Below are 16,153 nucleotides of genomic sequence, written 5' to 3'. Positions count from 1 at the left end.
GAATTCGTCCGATGATGAACGACGAGTATTTCATGCGCGAGGCGCTGTCGCTCGCGCAGGCGGCCGAGTGTCTGGGTGAAGTGCCGGTCGGCGCGCTGGTCGTACGCGATGGGGTGGTCGTCGGGCGTGGCTTCAATTCGCCGATCGGCGAACACGATCCGACCGCGCACGCCGAGATCGCCGCACTGCGCGACGCCGCACGCAATCTGCGCAATTACCGCCTGCCCGGATGCGAGCTCTTCGTCACGCTCGAACCGTGCGCGATGTGCGCCGGAGCGGTGCTGCAGGCGCGGATCAGCCGTCTGGTCTATGGCGCGCGCGATCCGAAGACCGGTGTGCACGGCAGCGTCGTCGATCTCTTTGCCGTTGCCCGGCTGAACCACCACACAGCGGTGGTTGGCGGGATACTGGCCGACGAGTGCGGCCGCCTGCTGGCGGATTTCTTTGCCCGCCGTCGCGCTGAAAAGGGAGGATGAGATGCGCATCGAGGTCTCGCTCAAGGAACAGCGGCTGAGGCTCTACGATGGCGCCGGGCAGGTGCTGCACAGCTACTTGGTGTCGACCGCGGCGCGCGGTGCGGGCGAGACGCGCGGCAGTTACTGTACGCCGCGTGGCCGCCACATCGTGCGCGCCAAGATTGGCGCCGGGCAACCGGAGAACGCGGTATTCGTCGCCCGCCGGGCGACCGGCGAGATCTACTCCGCACGCCTGGCCGAGCAGTTTCCCGGGCGCGACTGGATTCTGACGCGGATTCTCTGGCTCTCGGGTTGCGAACCGGGGCGCAATCGACTCGGCCAGGTGGATACGATGCGCCGCTACGTCTACATTCATGGCTGTCCGGACAGCAGCCCGCTCGGTCGGCCGGGCTCGCGTGGCTGCATCCGTATGCGCAACGCCGATCTGCTCGAACTCTTCGCGCTCGTGCCGGCCTACACGCCCGTCCTGATCAGCGAGGATTGAGCTTTGGCGCCGAGCGGAAGGTTTCGCTGGTTTCGCCGATCCGTTTTGCGTCGGCATCGAAGCTGCGTTCGAGCAGTGTCGTTTGACCGTCAAGGTGCCGCATGAGCAGCGTCGAAGCACGCGTGCCGTAGGTCGTCGAGCGCACGAAGATGGCCGACAGGATACGTTCCCAGTCGAGCGACACGCCGGTCGCGGGCAGGTGCCGGTCGGCAACGATTTCCTGATCGGCGAGCAGAGTGAAGAAGGGCTCGCTTGCCGGCAGGCTGGCCAGCGATTCGGCAAAAGCGCGTCGGGCAGTTGCCAGTTTCGGCCACGGGGTGTCGAGCAGATGGTTGGACAAGCCGTAGATCCCGGCGGCCAGCCGCTGCGGTGGCTGAGCGCCGCGGTTGGCGTAGTAGGCGAGTGAATCCGCGTCGCCGACGAAAAGGTTGAAACCGTTGTAATCGCCGGCATGGCTGGCGACGCTCGCCAGGTAGTCCAGCGGCGCTGCCGTTCCGGTGAGAAAGTCGGCGACCAGTTCGCCTCGCGAGCGGCAGCCGACGGCGGACTGCCGGCCCTCGCGGAAATTGGTCAGGGCGGCGAAGCGTTGGTTGCGGCTGATGCCCAGCCAGGTACCGCCGGCTTCAAGGTCGCGCCCGGCACAGACCTGCGGCGCTTCGGGCCAGAAGGCGGCGGGCGCCGATGGTCGGGCGAAGAACTCGTCGCGGTTCGCCGCGACCACCAGCGGGTAGTCCGTATGCGCCTGCCAGGCGAGCAGAATCAGGCACATGTGGGTCGCTGCGGGGCTGAGCTGTGGCGCCGCTCGCGCTCAGTCGCCGGCTACGAGTTCGACGCGCGGGCCGTCTGCCGCGGCGAGCGCCAGCGCGCCGGAGAGTGCGTAATTCTCCTGAATGACGGCGAGTGCCTCGTAGCCGCCGGTCGGCGCCGGCGCTGCATTGGCGATCGTGCCGCAGGGTCGGTCGGGCGCGTCGCGGGCAAAAATCGCCTGGCCGATGTCGATCGCGGTGGCCGCGTGTACACGATAGAGATGACGCTTTACCTTGCCCAGGTACTGGGTGCGCGCGACGACCTCCTGGCCGGGGTAGCAGCCCTTGTGGAAGCTGACGCCGCCCAGACGTTCGAAGTCCGCCATCTGCGGGACAAACTCCTCGCTCGTGCGCCGGGTGATCAGCGGAACACCGGCCCGGATGTCCAGCCACTGCCAGACGGGCGTGCCGACCGGCCGGGCGTGCGCAGCCAGTTGCGACCAGAGCGCCGGCGCAGCGGCCAGGTCGACGACGACTTCATAGCGCTCGGGTGCCAGGCAGATGACCAGGCCAGCGGCGCTGGCAAGCGTGCTCAGCGCCGCCTCCGGCGTCGGCAGCCCGCTCGCTGCGAGCGCCGCTCGACACTGCGCTCCGGCCAGGCCAAGCAGAACATAGTCGGCGGAGCGGTCGGCGACGACCACCTGGCTGCGCAGGACGAACATCTGCAATCGCTGCGCAATGGCCGGTGCGAGGTCGGCGGCGAGTTGCAGGAGAAAGCTGTCGGCGGTACGAAAGGTCAGGAAGCTGGCGAGCATCCGGCCCTTGGCCGAACACCAGGCGGAGTGTTGCGCGGCATTCGGCGGCAGGTGTTTGACGTCGCTGGTCAGTTGGTTGTGCAGGAAGGCTGGCGCATCGCTGCCGTGCACTGCGAGCAGGCCGAGGTGGGCGAGCGGCGCGATGATCGTCGTCGTCGTGCCGGCTGCCGCCAGTTCGCCTGCCGGGTCGCCGAAATCGGCCGCCACGCCGTTCGCCCAGCGCGCCCCGGTGGTCAGGAGAAAATCCTTCCAGGTCAGATTCATCGTGCTGTCCGTTCAAGATATGACAAGCGCCCGGCCGTGCGCGCCTCGGGTGCACCGGGGCGCGCCGTCCGGGCGCGCGGTTTCGGCTATTATAGAGCCACTCCGCTCGCTTTCTTCCTCGCCCAGCAGCCCGCCGGCTGCGCCGGATCGATGCGCCGACTCGTACGCCAGTCTCTTCTGCTCGTTCTCCTGCTGTTCGCGCTGCTTGCCGCAGGCCTGCTTTGGCGGGTCTTCTCGCCGATCCCCCTGGCCGGTGGGAAGATCGAGTTCACGATTGGCGCGGGCAGCAGCATGCGCCTGGCGGCGGGCGAGATCGCTGCCGCCGGGGCCGACATCGAACCGTGGCTGCTGATCGGCTTGGCACGTGTGCTGCGCGTCGAATCCTCGATCAAGGCGGGCAGTTACGAGCTTGCCCAGGGCAGCACGATGCTCGATCTGCTCGGCAAACTGACGCGCGGCGACGTCACCCAGGCCGAGCTGCTGATCATCGAGGGGTGGACCTTCCGCCAGTTGCGCGCGCGTCTGGATGCCCATGCCGACCTGCAACACGACACGGCCGGCCTGCCGGACAGCGAACTGCTGACTCGCCTGGGGGCGCGCGAGGCGGCCGCCGAGGGCCTGTTCTTCCCGGATACCTATCTCTTCTCCAAGCGGTCGAGCGACCTCGATCTGCTGGCGCGCGCCTATCGCGCAATGCAGGCGCACCTGGCGCGCGAATGGCAGACACGCGCCGATGGTCTGCCGTATCGCGATGCCTACCAGGCGCTGATCATGGCTTCGATCATCGAAAAGGAGACCGGACGCGCTGATGAGCGGTCGCTGATTGCCGGTGTCTTCGTCAACCGTCTGCGCCAGGGGATGTTGTTGCAGACCGACCCGACGGTGATCTACGGTCTCGGCGAAGCTTTCGACGGCAACCTGCGCAAGCGCGACCTGCTCGCCGATACGCCTTACAATACCTACACGCGGCGCGGTCTGCCGCCGACGCCGATCGCCCTGCCGGGCTTGGCTTCGCTGCGTGCCGCGTTGCATCCAGCAGCGAGCGACGCGCTTTATTTCGTAGCGCGCGGCGACGGCAGCAGTCACTTTTCACGCACGCTCGACGAACACAACGAAGCGGTCGGTCGCTTCCAGAGGCGGAGCAAACCATGACAGCCGATCAGCAGCCCGCGCAGCGCGGCAGGTTCATCACTTTCGAAGGGATCGACGGCGCGGGCAAGAGTACGCATGTTGCCGGCATCGGTGAATTCCTGCGCGCGCGCGGATATTCCGTCCTGCTGACACGCGAGCCGGGCGGAACACCGCTGGGCGAGAGGCTGCGCGAACTGTTGCTGCACTCCGCCATGCATCACGAGACCGAAACGCTCCTGATGTTCGCGGCGCGCCGGGAGCACCTGGCGGGCCTGATCGAACCGGCGCTGCAACGCGGCGACTGGGTCGTCTGCGATCGCTTCAGCGACGCAACCTACGCCTACCAGAGCGGTGGAAGAGGTGTCGACAAGGCAAAGTTCGGCCTCCTGGAAAACCTGGTGCATGCGCACCTGCAGCCCGATCTGACTTTCCTCTTCGATTTGCCGTCGGCGGTCGCGCGGGCGCGAATGGCAGCGCAGGAGCGTCCGCTCGACCGCTTCGAACAGGAGCGTGGCGACTTCCACGAGCGCGTTCGGCAGGCCTATCTCGAGCGCGCCGCAGCGGCGCCGCAGCGCATCCAGATCGTTGATTCGACGCAGGACAGAGCGCGTGTCCGGCAGGTGCTCGAGGCGAGGATCAGCCTGCTCTGCCGATGATGCCGATCCACAGTCTGCACGATCAGGTCTGGCGCGAGTTGCTCGCGCGGCGTGCCCGCTTGCCGCACGCGCTTCTCCTCGGCGGTCAGCGGGGGATCGGCAAATTCGAGCTGGCCCGCGCTTTTGCCTATCTGCTCCTGTGCGCTCGACCGACCGCAGCGGGTGACGCGTGCGGCAGTTGTCCGCCGTGCAGTTGGCTGGGACAAGGCAACCATCCGGATTTCAGGCTGCTGCAGCCGGCCGCACTGGTCGAGAGCGAGGCGCCGGCCGCACCGGATGGTGACGAGGCGGCTACCGGCAGGAGAGCAGGTCAGCAGATCACGATCGACCAGGTGCGCGAGCTCGACGATTTTCTCCACGTGGGAACGCATCGCCAGGGGCTGCGCATCATTCTGCTCAATCCGGCCGAAGCGATGAATCGAGCGACGGCCAACGCTCTGCTCAAGTCGCTCGAGGAGCCGCCGGCTGGCACCTTGTTCATCCTGGTTGCCAGCGAAATGCACCGCCTGCTGCCGACCATCCGCAGCCGCTGCCAGCAGCTTCCGCTGCGCCAGCCGGCGCGCGCAGTGGCCATCGAGTGGCTAGGCGCAGCCGGTGTAAACGAAGCCGACAACTGGCTGGCACTGGCCGGCGGGGCACCCCTGCTGGCGCTCGATCTTGCCCACAGCGGCGAACGCCGGCTGCTTGCCGCATGGCTGGCCGAGGTCGAGCAGGGCGCGGCGCTCGACCCGCTGCTCGCGGCGGCCAATCTAGACAAGGTGGTTCGCGCCGAGAAGCGTCCCGGCGCGCTGAAGCGCACGGTGGATTGGGCGCAGAAGTGGCTGCTTGACCTGATGCTGACGAGTGCCGGCCTGGCGCCACGCTATTTTCGCGCTCAGGCCCCTCTCCTGTGCCGCCTGGCTGCCCTGAGCAGTCCGCAGCGACTCTTGGCATTTGACAGAAAGGCATTACAATACAAGGTCCAGTGTGAGCAACCCGTGAACAGCCGCCTGTTTCTCGAAGACTTCTTCCTGAACTACCAGGCGGCTTTTCGCACCTCCTGAGGGGTCATGGCAGAAGTGGAAACGCCCAGCAAGCCGGCTATCGCCGCGTCGCCGCGGCCCAGCGTGCTGTCCTTGAACATCAACTCGAAGTCGGCCTTGTACGCCGCGTACATGCCCGTTCTCAAGAACGGCGGCATCTTTGTGCCGACAACGCGCAACTACTCGATTGGCGACGAAGTGTTCATGCTGCTCTCGCTGATGGACGATGCAGCCAAGCTGCCAATCGCCGGGACGGTCGTCTGGATCACGCCGCTCGGCGCGCAGAACAACAAGGTGCAGGGGATCGGCGTGCACTTCAAGAACGACGAGAGCGGCGTCGAGGCGCGTCGGCGCATCGAGGCTCTGCTCGGCGGTGTCATGCAGTCGGGCCGTCCGACGCATACGATCTGATGCTGGTCGACTCGCACTGCCACCTCGACTTTCCGGCGCTCTCACAACGGGTGGGCGAGATCGTCGCCGCCATGGCGCGCGACGGTGTCGGCTGTGCCGTTTGCATCGGCGTGACGCTTGAGGACTTGCCGCGCGTCCTTGCCCTGGCCGAGAAGTGGCCGCAGATCCTGGCGACGGTCGGCGTCCATCCCGAAGTGCAAGGCGGGCGCGAGCCGAGTTGCGAAGACATCGTCAAGCTGGTGCAGCATCCGCGCGTCATCGCGATCGGCGAGACGGGGCTCGACTACTATTGGCACAAGGACATGCCCGAGTGGCAGCGCGAGCGTTTTCGCAACCACATTCGTGCCGCACGCGTCGCCGGCAAGCCGCTCGTCATCCACATGCGCGAAGCGGCCGAAGACACGCTGCGCCTGCTGGCCGAGGAGCAGGCGAGCGACGTCGGTGGGATCATGCACTGCTTTACCGAAGGCTGGTCGATTGCCCGCCAGGCGCTCGACCTCGGCTTCCATATCTCGCTTTCCGGCATCGTCACCTTCAAGAACGCCAGCGGCGTACGCGATGTCGCACAGCGTGTGCCCCTCGACCGTCTGCTGGTCGAGACCGACTCGCCGTATCTGGCGCCGGTGCCGTTTCGTGGCAAGACCAACCAGCCGGCCTACGTGCGCTACGTTGCCGACGAGATCGCCCGCTTGCGCGGCGTGCCAAGCGAGGAAATCGCTGCCGCAACGACCGAGAATTTTTTCCGTCTCTTTGCCGAGGCCCGTTCGAAAGTTACACCATGAAGAAGATTACTCGCCTCGCGCTGCTTGTTGTCCTGCTCCCTTTCCTTGCCTGGGCGGGGGCTTACGAGGACATGGAGGAAGCGCTGATCTCGGGCGACACGCCGTGGGCGATTCAACTCATCAACCGGGGAATGGACGTCAACTCGGTCGACCGCAACGGCAATACGCTGCTGATGCAAAGCGTTCAGCGCGAGAACAAGGCGTTTTTTGATTTCCTGCTGCACAGGCGCGCGCGGCTGAACACGCGCAACCGGAATGGTGAGACGGCACTGAGTCTGGCCGCCTACCGGGGCCACCTGCATTTTGTTCAACGCCTGGTCGAAAGCGGTGCAGACATCAATCTGTACGGCTGGCCGCCACTGATCTACGCCGCCTTCAACGGGCATACGGCCGTTGCCGACTACCTGCTGAAAAAAGGCGCCGAGGTGAATGCGCGGACAGAGAACGGCTCGACGGCGCTGCTTTTTGCCGCGCGCTTTGGCCATATCGATGTCGTCAAACTGCTCCTGCGCCAGCAGGCCGACCCGAATATCGCCAACGATCGCGGTGCGACGGCGGTCGACTGGGCGCTGACGACCGAGAATACCGACATCGCCGATCTGCTGCGCCAGGCGGGCGGAAGGGCCGGCAGCGCGGTGGGCGCGCCGCCGCTACGTTGACCAGGCGGGGAGTCGACGCAGGACGATCTTGCCGCCCGCCAAGGCGCGACTGACCAAGCGATAGACCTCGGGGGCAAACGGCTGTTCGCCCGGGCCAGCCAGCAGGCGGGCCTGTAGCGCCTCTTCGCTGTGCAGCGTACACACGTGACGCCAACGATCGATCAGGTGCAGGTCCTCACGCCAGCCATAGGCGTCGCGCTCGAGCAGGACGATCGGTCCGGCGAAAGGCCACGGTTTCAGTTTCCAGCGCGCGATCGCGGTCAGCAGACGGGCCGCGTGCAGGGCGGCGGCCTCGCGCCCGATGCAGACACCACGGCAGTTCTTCTGTCGGTAGGCGGCGCACGCCTGCCCGGCGGCTGAATCGTCCAGCCCCAGGTGTTGATGACACAGATGGTGTGCGTCGGCCATCTGGCGCAGCGCACGCACGGCCTCGCGGTCGTTGCCATACAAGCCGAAGAGGTCGTCGTACAAGGCGAAATCCAGCTCGTCGGCGCGCACGAGCTGCACCCGGAACTCGCCGTCGGCGACCGGTCGGACCTGCCACGAACAGAGGTCGCTGCTGGCGCCGGGGAGCGGCCGGCGTCCATCGCTGGCGACGAAGTTGTCGGTTGAGGCTTTCGCTGAGCGCTCGAATTCGAACGCGTGCAAATGGGCGCCGAACTCTCCGGCGGCTTCGCGCCAGTCGATTCGCCGGGTTGCCTCGCGCCATTGGCTGGCACGTTTGCCGGTGGCGAACTGCGCCACAACGTGCCGGCGAATGTTGCTGCAGCTCTTGGCGACGAGCAAGCGGCCGTCAACCGCGTAGAGGGCGAAGGCGCCGGCTGCTTCGGGCAGGTCGTCGATGATCCGCGCGTCCACCTGGGGCGGCCAGGCGGGCAGGCCGATCAACGCAGCGACTGCGTTTTCGACCGACGATTCCGGCAACTCGCGCTGCCAGCATTGCCACAGTTCCCACAGGAGTTGAGCGTCGGTCAGCGCACGGTGGCGATTGCCCGAGATGCGCAGTTGATGGCGAGTCACCAGCGCATCCAGATTGTGCCGGTGATGCTCGGGAAACAGCTTGCGCGAGAGGCGGACGGTGCATAGCGTCGGCATGCGGAAGTCGATCGCCAGGCGGGAGAACTCGCCTTTCAGGAAGCTGTAGTCGAAGCGCGCGTTGTGCGCGATGAGTACCTTGCCGCGCAGTCGCTCGAGCAACTCGCGGGCGATCTCAGCGAAAGTCGGCGCATTGCTCAGCATTGCGTCGTCGATGCCGGTCAGTTGGGCGACGAAAGGCGAGACAGGAATCCCCGGATTGACCAGAACGTTCCACTCGCGAACGCCCTGGCGGTCGACTTCGACCAGCCCGATTTCGATGATCCGATCGTTGGCCAGATTGGCGCCACTCGTTTCCAGGTCGAGGAAGACCAGCGAATCGGGCAGTTCGACGCCGGTGGATGGTGGCGGCGCCGGGTCGTTCGCTTCGTCAGGCGCAGAACGCGCCCCGGGGAGTTGCATGGGCGCGGGCTTCAGGGCGTGCTAGCGCGCGCCAGGGTTGCGATTTCGTCGGCAAAGACATCGGTCAGGGCGAGTGGAAGGTCGTGCGCCATTCCGTCGATGACCCGGATGCGTGCGCCGGGAATGTGTGCTGCCACATCGTAGCCGCAGGCGACCGGGATCAAGGGGTCGAGGGCGCCGTGCAGGACCAGGGTGGGAACGCCGATCGTCTGCAGCAAAGCGCGGCGATCGCTGCTGGCGAGAAAGGCGGCGAGTTGGCGGGTGACGCCACGCGGGTGGAAGCCGCGTTCATGCTCGACGGTGAACTGCTCGCGCAGGCGCTGCGGGCAACTCGGAAAATCGGGGCTGGCGACGGCCAGCTGGCGACGGATCGCATCCTCGATCAGGCTTTCCTTGTCACGCGAAGGAGGGAGCGGCGAGAACAGCGCACGCGCTGCCGCGGGCGTCGGTGGCGGCAGGTCGGGGTGGCCGCTGGTCGTCATGATGCAGGTCAGCGAGAGCGTGCGTGCCGCGTGTCGGGCGGCGACGATCTGGGCGATTGCGCCGCCCATCGAGGCGCCGACGATATGCGCGCGCTCGATTCCCAGCGCGTCGAGCAAGCCGACGCTGTCCGCTGCCATGTCGTCCAGTGTGTACGGCGCCTGCGGTGGCTGACCGGTGCGCAGTGCGCGCGCGATGTCGGGAACGCCGGCGTCGTCGAGTTTGCTCGACAGACCGCAGTCGCGGTTGTCGAAACGGATGGCGCGGAAACCGCGCGCAACGAGCGCCTGGCAAAGCTCCACCGGCCAGCGGCCGAGTTGAGCACCCAGCCCCATGACGAGCAGGATCGCCGGAGACGCCGGCGAACCGAAACTTTCATACTCGATCTGAATCCTGTTGGCGGTAATCTGTGGCATGGAAGAACCGGTGTAGTGGGAAAAATGCGGGAGCCGACAGCCGACAATCTACCACCGAATTCGCGTCACCGGCGCGACAAGCGTATGGACGCCAGCGCTGCGCTGGAGAAGAGGTCGCCAGGAGCGGTCGTGCTGACGCATCCGGCGCACATCTTGTGTCGGAATTGCCACCGAGGCACCACTTGATGCGTTTTCGTTGCGCCGATCAAGCCATCGGGGCGTGTGATGAGCGATAATGCCCGGGTCTTGGGGGTCGCCGTGATCACCGCGTCGGGTCGGCCGAAGGTACCGGCCCGGGTTCGGAAGGAAATGGATGAAGAGGGTTGATGATTTCCGTCTGCGTTTCGGTAAACATGAGCTGGTGCCGATCGTCATCGGCGGGATGGGGGTTGACATCTCGACCGCCGAACTGGCGCTCGAGGCGGCTCGTCTGGGTGGAGTGGGGCACATTTCCGACGCGATGGTGAACACGGTAGCCGATCGCCGATTCAACGCCAAGTTCGTCAAGGACAAGCTCCAGCAGTACAAATTCAATGTCGCCAATCCGGATAAGTCGGTCGTTCGCTTCGACCTTGGCCAGTTGGCCGAGGCGACCAGGATGCACGTGGGCAGGACGATGGAGGCAAAGCGCGGCGATGGCCTGATCTTCGTCAATTGCATGGAAAAGCTGACCATGAATGCACCGCGCGAGACCTTGCGCGTACGCATGGCCGGCGCGCTGGACGCCGGGGTGGACGGAATCACCCTGGCGGCTGGACTGCATCTTGGCTCGTTTGCCCTGATCGAGGACCACCCGCGATTTCGCGACGCCAAGCTGGGAATCATCGTCTCTTCGCTGCGTGCGCTGCAATTGTTCCTGCGCAAGACGGCGCGCTGTAATCGGCTGCCTGACTACGTGGTCGTCGAAGGTCCGCTGGCCGGCGGCCATCTCGGTTTCGGCATGGATTGGCAGGAATACGATCTGGCGACGATCTTTGGCGAAATCCATCGTCATCTGCAGGCGGAGCAACTCGACATCCCGCTGATTCCGGCCGGCGGAATCTTCACCGGCAGCGATGCCGTGGCCTTTCTTGAGCAGGGTGCGGCGGCCGTGCAGGTTGCTACGCGCTTTACCGTTTCGAAGGAATGCGGCTTGCCGGAGGATGTCAAGCAGCGCTACTTCGCCGCCACCGAAGACCAGATCGAAGTGAATCTGATTTCGCCCACGGGTTATCCGATGCGCATGTTAAGCAACAGCCCGGCGATCGGCGACGGCATTCGACCGAACTGCGAGGCCTATGGTTACCTGCTCGACAGCAATGGCAGTTGTTCGTACATCACCGCCTACAATCGCGAGGTGGCGGCCAATCCGGGGGTCAAACGCATCTCGGTGAAGGACAAGACCTGCCTGTGCACGCAGATGCGCAACTTCGATTGCTGGACCTGCGGGCATTACGCCTACCGCCTGAAAGATACTTCGCGCCGCTTGTCGGACGGGACCTACCAATTGCTCAGCGCCGAACATGTCTTTCAAGATTACCAGTTCAGCACCGACGGTAGAATACTTCCGGCACCCGAGTAGAAAGCGGCTGGCAGCGATCAGGCCATGCTCAGTTACCGCCACGCTTTTCATGCCGGCAACCACGCCGACGTTCTCAAGCACATCGTCGTCGTCCAGTTGACGGCCTACCTCGCGCGCAAGGAAAAGTCCTTCACGTACATCGATACGCATGCCGGAGCTGGCTCGTACGCGCTCGATTCGGCGTTGGCAGCGAAGCTGGCCGAACATCGTGCTGGCATCGGACGACTGTGGCAGCGCGACGATCTGCCGCCGCTCGTTACCGACTACCTGCGTCTGGTTGAGCGCCTGAACGGCGACGGTCGTTTGCGCGTGTATCCGGGTTCGCCCTTGCTCGCCGCGTGGACGACGCGCAGTCACGACGTCCTGCGGCTCTTCGAACTGCACAGCCGAGACGTGCTCCATCTAAGGGAGAATATGCTGGCCTTCGGGCAGCGCGTGCAGGTCGCGGGAAGCGACGGGCTGGCGGCGATCAAGGCGCTGCTTCCTCCACCCTCACGACGGGCGCTGGTCTTCATCGATCCGGCTTACGAGGACAAGCGCGACTACGAGCGGGTCATCCGCGCGCTGCAGGAAGCCTTGCAGCGTTTCCCGGGGGGAACCTATGCTCTGTGGTATCCACAGCTTACCCGGCGCGAAGCGCACGCACTTCCGCAGCGCTTGAAACGTCTGCCGGCCACCGATTGGCTGCATGTCGGATTGCGCGTCAGGACGCCGTCGGCGGACGGCTTCGGCATGCACGGCAGCGGCTTGTTCGTGATTAACCCGCCATGGACGCTGGCGGCGCAACTGCAGGAAGTGATGCCCCGTCTGGTCGAAGCGCTGGCGGTCGACGCCGGTGCGGGTTTCACGCTTGAGTCTGGTGGCGCCGCTCCGGGCTCATGAGTGTCCGGCCGTGCTGGTGCAGCGCGGGCGAGCTTACGGCGACGGGTGCTTGCGGCTTGATCCATAGCTCGAAGCGACGGGATATCTGGCTGCGTTCTTGAGCAGCTTGGCGCGCGCTGCTTCGAGCAGATCGATCCCGGCGCACTCGGCGATCAGCAGGAGATAGATCAGCACATCGGCGCATTCGTCGTGCAGGGCGCTGCGCGCCGGGCCGCTGGCGGCTGCCGATACTTCGGCGTCGCTCTTCCACTGCGTCAGCTCGAGCAGTTCGGCCGCTTCGAGGTTCAGCGAAACGATCAGATTACGCAGCGAGTGAAACTGCGCCCAGTTGCGTTCGTCGCGAAAGCGCAGTATCTCCGTGGTCAGTTCGGTCAGTGGGTTCATCGGCTGAAAAGGGCGGGAAAGCTTTCGCCAAGCAGGCTTGGCTCGCTGGCCAGAGGCGGTTTGCGGAGCGAGAGATCGCTGGGCGCGATCAGGGCGAAGCGGGGGCCAAAAGAAAAGCCGCGGCATGGCCGCGGCTTGTCCAGCGCAGTGAGAAGCAATCAAAGCATGTCTTTGACCGCGTCGCGCTCGTCAGTGAGTTCCTTCAGCGTCTTGTTGAGCTTGTCGCGTGAGTAGTCGTCAATCTCGATCCCTTGAATGATCTTGAACGAGCCGCCCTGGCATTCGCACGGGAAACCGAAGACGATGCCGGCTGGAATGCCGTACGAGCCGTCCGAGGGGACACCCATGGTCACCCATTCGCTCGAACCGAGAACCCAGTCACGCATGTGGTCGATCGCCGCGTTGGCAGCCGAAGCCGCCGACGACAGGCCGCGGGCGTCGATGATCGCTGCGCCGCGCTTGCCGACGGTGGGCAGGAAAATATCGTTGTTCCACGCGGCGTCGTTGATCAGCGCCTTGACGTTGTCGCCGTTCGAGGTGCAGTTGCGGTAGTCGGCGTACATCGTCGGCGAATGGTTGCCCCAGACAACGAGCTGCTTGAAGCTGGCGACCGGCCGGCCCGTCTTCGTGGCGAGCTGCGACAGCGCGCGGTTGTGGTCGAGGCGCAGCATGCCGTGGTAGTTGGCCGGGTTGGTGCGCCCGACCTTGCGCGCTGCCGATCCGGCGATCAGCGCATTGGTGTTGCACGGGTTGCCGACGACCAGGACGCGCACGTCTTCCTTGGCGTTTTCAGCAATCGCCTTGCCCTGTACGGTGAAGATTGCGCCGTTGGCGGTCAGCAGATCGGCCCGTTCCATGCCGGGGCCGCGCGGACGCGCACCGACGAGCAGGCAGACGTCGGCGTCCTTGAAGGCCACGTTCGGATCGTCGGTGGCGAACATGCCGGCGAGCAGCGGAAATGCGCAGTCTTCAAGCTCCATGATGACGCCCTGGCATGCCTTCTGGGCTTGCGGCAGGTCGAGGAGCTGAAGAATGACGGGTTGGTCCTTGCCAAGCATTTCGCCGGAAGCAATCCGGAAAAGCAGGCTGTAACCGATTTGGCCGGCGGCGCCGGTGACCGCGACGCGCATGGGGGCTTTGGACATGATGCGGCTCCTGTCGTGAGTGATGAGCAAGAAATGAGCGGTAAGCGATCGGCTGTGCCCAGTAAGCCGACAAGCAGGCCGGGCAGCAAATCGGGGGAATGATAGAGCTGCCGATCGCTGGATGTCAAATCCATGGCGTATCTTATGTCTTATATATGATATTTGAAACAGGAACACGATGGACGCGCAGCGAAAATTATGCTGAAATGACGCTCCATGAACAGGTCGGCGCCCTTTCATTCTCCTACGTTCAGTCCGCTGTATCGGCAGATCAAGGATCTGATCATGCATGGTCTCGAATCGGGGGAGTGGCGGCCGGGCGACTCGATTCCCAGCGAATCCGAACTGGCCGTGCGCTTCGGAGTGAGCCAGGGCACCGTGCGCAAGGCGGTCGATGAAATGGCCGCGGAAAACCTCCTCGTTCGCCAGCAGGGCAAGGGAACCTTCGTGGCGACGCACAAGGATCCGGGTTCGTTCTTCCGCTTCCTGCGCCTCGTGCCGAATGACGGCGAACTGCAGATTTCTCAGAGCGTGCCGCTCGAGTGCTGGCGCGCAAAAGCTGGTCCGGATGTCGCGCGTCTGCTTGCACTTGAACCGGGGGCGGCGATCACTATCGTTCGGCGCCTGCTCAAGCTTGGCGAGGAGCCCGTGGTGTTCGACGAAATCTATCTGCCGAGCGAACTTTTTCCCGATCTTTCGCTGGATGTGCTGCGTTCCGGCGAATCCCTCTACAGTCTGTTCGAAAGCCGCTACGGCGTGCGCATGATCCGCGCCGACGAACGGTTGCGCGCCGTGTCGGCTGATCGGGTGAGCGCGGAGTTGCTGCAGGTGGCCGAGGGAAGCCCGCTGCTGCTCGTCGAACGTGTCACCATGACGTATGGTGGCAAGCCGGTCGAATGGCGCCGTGGCTTCTATTCGACACGCAATTATCATTATCACAATCAGCTCGGCTGAGCTGCGCGAGGAGACGGGACGGGTCGGTATGGTGCGCTGCGATGGTTTATAATCGAGTGCGGTTTTGAAGGGGTCAGGCGGTCCGCATGCGACTGCATAACATAACAGGGATGACGTTCATGGCAGAGATGGCAATCACGAAAAAGCGTCCGAAGAACTTGGACTTGCCGACGATCAGGCTACCGCTTCCAGGTATCCTGTCGATCATTCACCGGATCAGCGGGGCGGTGATCTTCCTGCTCCTGCCTTTCCTCCTATGGCTGCTGCAAGGCAGCCTTGCCTCGGCCGAGACCTTCGCCGTCGTCAAGGGCGTGGTCGGACATCCGCTTGCCAAGCTCGTCCTCCTGGGACTGATCTGGCTCTACATGCATCACTTCTGCGCCGGCATCCGCTATCTGATGCTTGACCTGCACAAGGGGATAGACCTCGAATCGGCTCGTCTGTCGAGCAAGGTCGTCTTCGCCGTCAGCATCGCGCTGACGCTGATCATTGGAGCGAAAGTATTATGGTAAACCGCATACTCGTCGGGGCCCACTATGGCCTCAAGGACTGGATCATCCAGCGCGCGACGGCCATCATCATGGCGGTCTATACGGTCATTTTCCTGGTTGTCGTCGGCGCCGTCGGTCCCGACTCCTTCGACGCATGGCGCGGCATCTTTGCCAACGGTTTCATGCGTTTCGCGACCTTTCTCTTCTTCGTCAGCGTCTTCTACCATGCCTGGATCGGCGTCCGGGATATCTGGATGGACTACGTCAAGTCGGACGGATTGCGTCTTCTGCTGATGATTGCGACAGTTGCGGTGCTCGTCGGCTACGCCGGCTGGGCGGTTCAGATTCTGTGGAGAATGTAAGTGAACAAGCTAAGCATTCCGGTACGTAAGTTCGATGCAGTGATCGTCGGCGCCGGCGGTTCCGGCCTGCGCGCAGCGATCCAGTTGTCCGAGGGTGGCCTGAAGACAGCCGTGCTGTCCAAGGTCTTTCCGACGCGTTCGCACACCGTCGCCGCCCAGGGCGGCGTTTCGGCGTCGCTGGGCAACTCCGAGGAGGACCATTGGCACTGGCACATGTACGACACGGTCAAGGGGTCGGACTGGCTGGGTGACCAGGACGCGATCGAGTACATGTGCCGCAAGGCGCCCGAGGTGGTCGTCGAACTCGAGCACTTCGGCATGCCGTTCGACCGCACCGACGAAGGCAAGATCTATCAGCGCCCGTTCGGCGGGCACATGTCCAACTTCGGCGAGAAGCCGGTCCGGCGCGCCTGTGCGGCGGCCGACCGTACCGGGCACGCCATGTTGCACGCCTTGTATCAGCGCAACGTGCGCGCCAATACGCAGTTCTTCGTCGAGTGGATGGCGCTCGACCTGATTCGCGATGATTCCGGGC

Annotated in this window: 20 protein-coding genes; 14 read left to right on the top strand and 6 right to left on the bottom strand. The window is 64.6% G+C overall.

What is annotated here, in order from left to right; all coding sequences use genetic code 11:
- The first annotated feature begins 14 nt into the window (after window positions 1-14).
- A complete protein-coding gene (gene tadA, locus RKP46_RS16280) occupies window positions 15-476 on the top strand; it encodes a tRNA adenosine(34) deaminase TadA (protein WP_311107589.1) in 462 nt (153 codons plus the stop codon).
- Between the two features lies 1 nt (window position 477).
- Entirely contained in the window at window positions 478-960 is a 483-nt protein-coding gene (locus RKP46_RS16275; protein WP_311107588.1) for a L,D-transpeptidase, read from the top strand.
- On the opposite strand, the gene RKP46_RS16270 is transcribed toward RKP46_RS16275, so the two are convergent.
- Both RKP46_RS16270 and RKP46_RS16265 read right to left on the bottom strand, forming a co-directional pair.
- Window positions 947-1,729 carry an NRDE family protein gene (locus RKP46_RS16270; RefSeq protein ID WP_311107587.1) on the bottom strand — a complete coding sequence of 261 codons (783 nt, stop codon included), beginning with the start codon at window positions 1,727-1,729 and terminating at the stop codon, window positions 947-949. The genes RKP46_RS16275 and RKP46_RS16270 overlap by 14 nt on opposite strands.
- A gap of 39 nt (window positions 1,730-1,768) precedes the next feature.
- Entirely contained in the window at window positions 1,769-2,785 is a 1,017-nt protein-coding gene (locus RKP46_RS16265) for a folate-binding protein (RefSeq protein WP_311107586.1), read from the bottom strand.
- Between the two features lie 150 nt (window positions 2,786-2,935).
- Here RKP46_RS16265 and mltG point away from each other — a divergent pair, with 150 nt between their 5' ends.
- Genes mltG through RKP46_RS16235 form a run of 6 tightly spaced genes read left to right on the top strand, consistent with a single transcriptional unit; the run spans window position 2,936 to window position 7,446 of the window.
- Complete coding sequence (mltG, locus tag RKP46_RS16260) at window positions 2,936-3,937, top strand: endolytic transglycosylase MltG (protein ID WP_311107585.1); 1,002 nt, start codon at window positions 2,936-2,938, stop codon at window positions 3,935-3,937.
- Window positions 3,934-4,572, top strand: coding sequence for a dTMP kinase (gene tmk, locus RKP46_RS16255; protein WP_311107584.1), 639 nt, complete (start codon window positions 3,934-3,936; stop codon window positions 4,570-4,572). The genes mltG and tmk overlap by 4 nt, the downstream gene beginning before the upstream one ends.
- Window positions 4,569-5,615 carry a DNA polymerase III subunit delta' gene (gene holB, locus RKP46_RS16250; RefSeq protein ID WP_311107583.1) on the top strand — a complete coding sequence of 349 codons (1,047 nt, stop codon included), beginning with the start codon at window positions 4,569-4,571 and terminating at the stop codon, window positions 5,613-5,615. The genes tmk and holB overlap by 4 nt, the downstream gene beginning before the upstream one ends.
- A gap of 6 nt (window positions 5,616-5,621) precedes the next feature.
- Window positions 5,622-6,005 (top strand): PilZ domain-containing protein, encoded by a 384-nt coding sequence (locus RKP46_RS16245; RefSeq protein WP_311107582.1) that lies wholly within the window; start codon window positions 5,622-5,624, stop codon window positions 6,003-6,005.
- The gene (locus RKP46_RS16240) at window positions 6,005-6,787 is read left to right on the top strand and encodes a TatD family hydrolase (RefSeq protein ID WP_311107581.1); all 783 of its coding nucleotides are present in this window, start codon (window positions 6,005-6,007) and stop codon (window positions 6,785-6,787) included. Before RKP46_RS16245 ends, RKP46_RS16240 begins: the two co-directional genes overlap by 1 nt.
- Window positions 6,784-7,446, top strand: coding sequence for an ankyrin repeat domain-containing protein (locus tag RKP46_RS16235; protein ID WP_311107580.1), 663 nt, complete (start codon window positions 6,784-6,786; stop codon window positions 7,444-7,446). Before RKP46_RS16240 ends, RKP46_RS16235 begins: the two co-directional genes overlap by 4 nt.
- Here the strand turns inward: RKP46_RS16235 and RKP46_RS16230 are convergent.
- Complete coding sequence (locus RKP46_RS16230; protein ID WP_311107579.1) at window positions 7,438-8,943, bottom strand: exonuclease domain-containing protein; 1,506 nt, start codon at window positions 8,941-8,943, stop codon at window positions 7,438-7,440. The two genes, RKP46_RS16235 and RKP46_RS16230, sit on opposite strands and share 9 nt — an antisense overlap.
- Window positions 8,944-8,954: 11 nt before the next feature.
- The gene (locus tag RKP46_RS16225) at window positions 8,955-9,839 is read right to left on the bottom strand and encodes an alpha/beta hydrolase (protein ID WP_311107578.1); all 885 of its coding nucleotides are present in this window, start codon (window positions 9,837-9,839) and stop codon (window positions 8,955-8,957) included.
- 313 nt (window positions 9,840-10,152) lie between these two features.
- On the opposite strand from RKP46_RS16225, the gene RKP46_RS16220 reads away from it, so the two are divergent.
- Both RKP46_RS16220 and RKP46_RS16215 read left to right on the top strand, forming a co-directional pair.
- Complete coding sequence (locus RKP46_RS16220) at window positions 10,153-11,400, top strand: nitronate monooxygenase (protein ID WP_311107577.1); 1,248 nt, start codon at window positions 10,153-10,155, stop codon at window positions 11,398-11,400.
- Window positions 11,401-11,424: 24 nt separating this feature from the next.
- On the top strand, window positions 11,425-12,282 hold the full coding sequence (locus RKP46_RS16215; protein ID WP_311107576.1) for a 23S rRNA (adenine(2030)-N(6))-methyltransferase RlmJ: 858 nt from the start codon (window positions 11,425-11,427) through the stop codon (window positions 12,280-12,282).
- Window positions 12,283-12,315: 33 nt separating this feature from the next.
- Here RKP46_RS16215 and RKP46_RS16210 read toward each other — a convergent pair whose 3' ends face one another.
- Both RKP46_RS16210 and RKP46_RS16205 read right to left on the bottom strand, forming a co-directional pair.
- Window positions 12,316-12,666: a nucleotide pyrophosphohydrolase gene (locus RKP46_RS16210; protein ID WP_311107575.1), complete on the bottom strand. Its 351-nt coding sequence runs from the start codon at window positions 12,664-12,666 to the stop codon at window positions 12,316-12,318.
- A gap of 158 nt (window positions 12,667-12,824) precedes the next feature.
- Window positions 12,825-13,811 carry a malate dehydrogenase gene (locus RKP46_RS16205; protein ID WP_311107574.1) on the bottom strand — a complete coding sequence of 329 codons (987 nt, stop codon included), beginning with the start codon at window positions 13,809-13,811 and terminating at the stop codon, window positions 12,825-12,827.
- Window positions 13,812-14,027: 216 nt separating this feature from the next.
- Here RKP46_RS16205 and RKP46_RS16200 point away from each other — a divergent pair, with 216 nt between their 5' ends.
- The 4 genes from RKP46_RS16200 to RKP46_RS16185 all read left to right on the top strand — a co-directional run.
- Entirely contained in the window at window positions 14,028-14,765 is a 738-nt protein-coding gene (locus RKP46_RS16200) for a GntR family transcriptional regulator (protein WP_311107573.1), read from the top strand.
- Between the two features lie 119 nt (window positions 14,766-14,884).
- Window positions 14,885-15,277: a succinate dehydrogenase, cytochrome b556 subunit gene (gene sdhC / locus RKP46_RS16195; protein ID WP_300333904.1), complete on the top strand. Its 393-nt coding sequence runs from the start codon at window positions 14,885-14,887 to the stop codon at window positions 15,275-15,277.
- Window positions 15,271-15,618, top strand: a complete 348-nt coding sequence (gene sdhD / locus RKP46_RS16190; protein ID WP_311107572.1) for a succinate dehydrogenase, hydrophobic membrane anchor protein — start codon at window positions 15,271-15,273, stop codon at window positions 15,616-15,618. The genes sdhC and sdhD overlap by 7 nt, the downstream gene beginning before the upstream one ends.
- Window positions 15,619-16,153, top strand: a 535-nt coding sequence (locus RKP46_RS16185; protein ID WP_311107571.1) for an FAD-dependent oxidoreductase, incomplete at its 3' end; no start/stop codon positions are given.

Source organism: Accumulibacter sp. (assembly GCF_031732815.1).
Classification (GTDB): Bacteria; Pseudomonadota; Gammaproteobacteria; order Burkholderiales; family Rhodocyclaceae; genus Accumulibacter.
This window is presented reverse-complemented; position numbering and strand designations above follow the sequence as displayed.

What these genes read in the sequence shown, in the direction of transcription:
- tadA (WP_311107589.1), top strand. Translation starts at nt 15, where the DNA reads ATGAACGACGAGTATTTCATGCGCGAGGCGCTGTCGCTCGCGCAGGCG.
- RKP46_RS16275 (WP_311107588.1), top strand. Translation starts at nt 478, where the DNA reads ATGCGCATCGAGGTCTCGCTCAAGGAACAGCGGCTGAGGCTCTACGAT.
- RKP46_RS16270 (WP_311107587.1), bottom strand. Translation starts at nt 1,729, where the DNA reads ATGTGCCTGATTCTGCTCGCCTGGCAGGCGCATACGGACTACCCGCTG.
- RKP46_RS16265 (WP_311107586.1), bottom strand. Translation starts at nt 2,785, where the DNA reads ATGAATCTGACCTGGAAGGATTTTCTCCTGACCACCGGGGCGCGCTGG.
- mltG (WP_311107585.1), top strand. Translation starts at nt 2,936, where the DNA reads ATGCGCCGACTCGTACGCCAGTCTCTTCTGCTCGTTCTCCTGCTGTTC.
- tmk (WP_311107584.1), top strand. Translation starts at nt 3,934, where the DNA reads ATGACAGCCGATCAGCAGCCCGCGCAGCGCGGCAGGTTCATCACTTTC.
- holB (WP_311107583.1), top strand. Translation starts at nt 4,569, where the DNA reads ATGATGCCGATCCACAGTCTGCACGATCAGGTCTGGCGCGAGTTGCTC.
- RKP46_RS16245 (WP_311107582.1), top strand. Translation starts at nt 5,622, where the DNA reads ATGGCAGAAGTGGAAACGCCCAGCAAGCCGGCTATCGCCGCGTCGCCG.
- RKP46_RS16240 (WP_311107581.1), top strand. Translation starts at nt 6,005, where the DNA reads ATGCTGGTCGACTCGCACTGCCACCTCGACTTTCCGGCGCTCTCACAA.
- RKP46_RS16235 (WP_311107580.1), top strand. Translation starts at nt 6,784, where the DNA reads ATGAAGAAGATTACTCGCCTCGCGCTGCTTGTTGTCCTGCTCCCTTTC.
- RKP46_RS16230 (WP_311107579.1), bottom strand. Translation starts at nt 8,943, where the DNA reads ATGCAACTCCCCGGGGCGCGTTCTGCGCCTGACGAAGCGAACGACCCG.
- RKP46_RS16225 (WP_311107578.1), bottom strand. Translation starts at nt 9,839, where the DNA reads ATGCCACAGATTACCGCCAACAGGATTCAGATCGAGTATGAAAGTTTC.
- RKP46_RS16220 (WP_311107577.1), top strand. Translation starts at nt 10,153, where the DNA reads ATGAAGAGGGTTGATGATTTCCGTCTGCGTTTCGGTAAACATGAGCTG.
- RKP46_RS16215 (WP_311107576.1), top strand. Translation starts at nt 11,425, where the DNA reads ATGCTCAGTTACCGCCACGCTTTTCATGCCGGCAACCACGCCGACGTT.
- RKP46_RS16210 (WP_311107575.1), bottom strand. Translation starts at nt 12,666, where the DNA reads ATGAACCCACTGACCGAACTGACCACGGAGATACTGCGCTTTCGCGAC.
- RKP46_RS16205 (WP_311107574.1), bottom strand. Translation starts at nt 13,811, where the DNA reads ATGTCCAAAGCCCCCATGCGCGTCGCGGTCACCGGCGCCGCCGGCCAA.
- RKP46_RS16200 (WP_311107573.1), top strand. Translation starts at nt 14,028, where the DNA reads ATGAACAGGTCGGCGCCCTTTCATTCTCCTACGTTCAGTCCGCTGTAT.
- sdhC (WP_300333904.1), top strand. Translation starts at nt 14,885, where the DNA reads ATGGCAGAGATGGCAATCACGAAAAAGCGTCCGAAGAACTTGGACTTG.
- sdhD (WP_311107572.1), top strand. Translation starts at nt 15,271, where the DNA reads ATGGTAAACCGCATACTCGTCGGGGCCCACTATGGCCTCAAGGACTGG.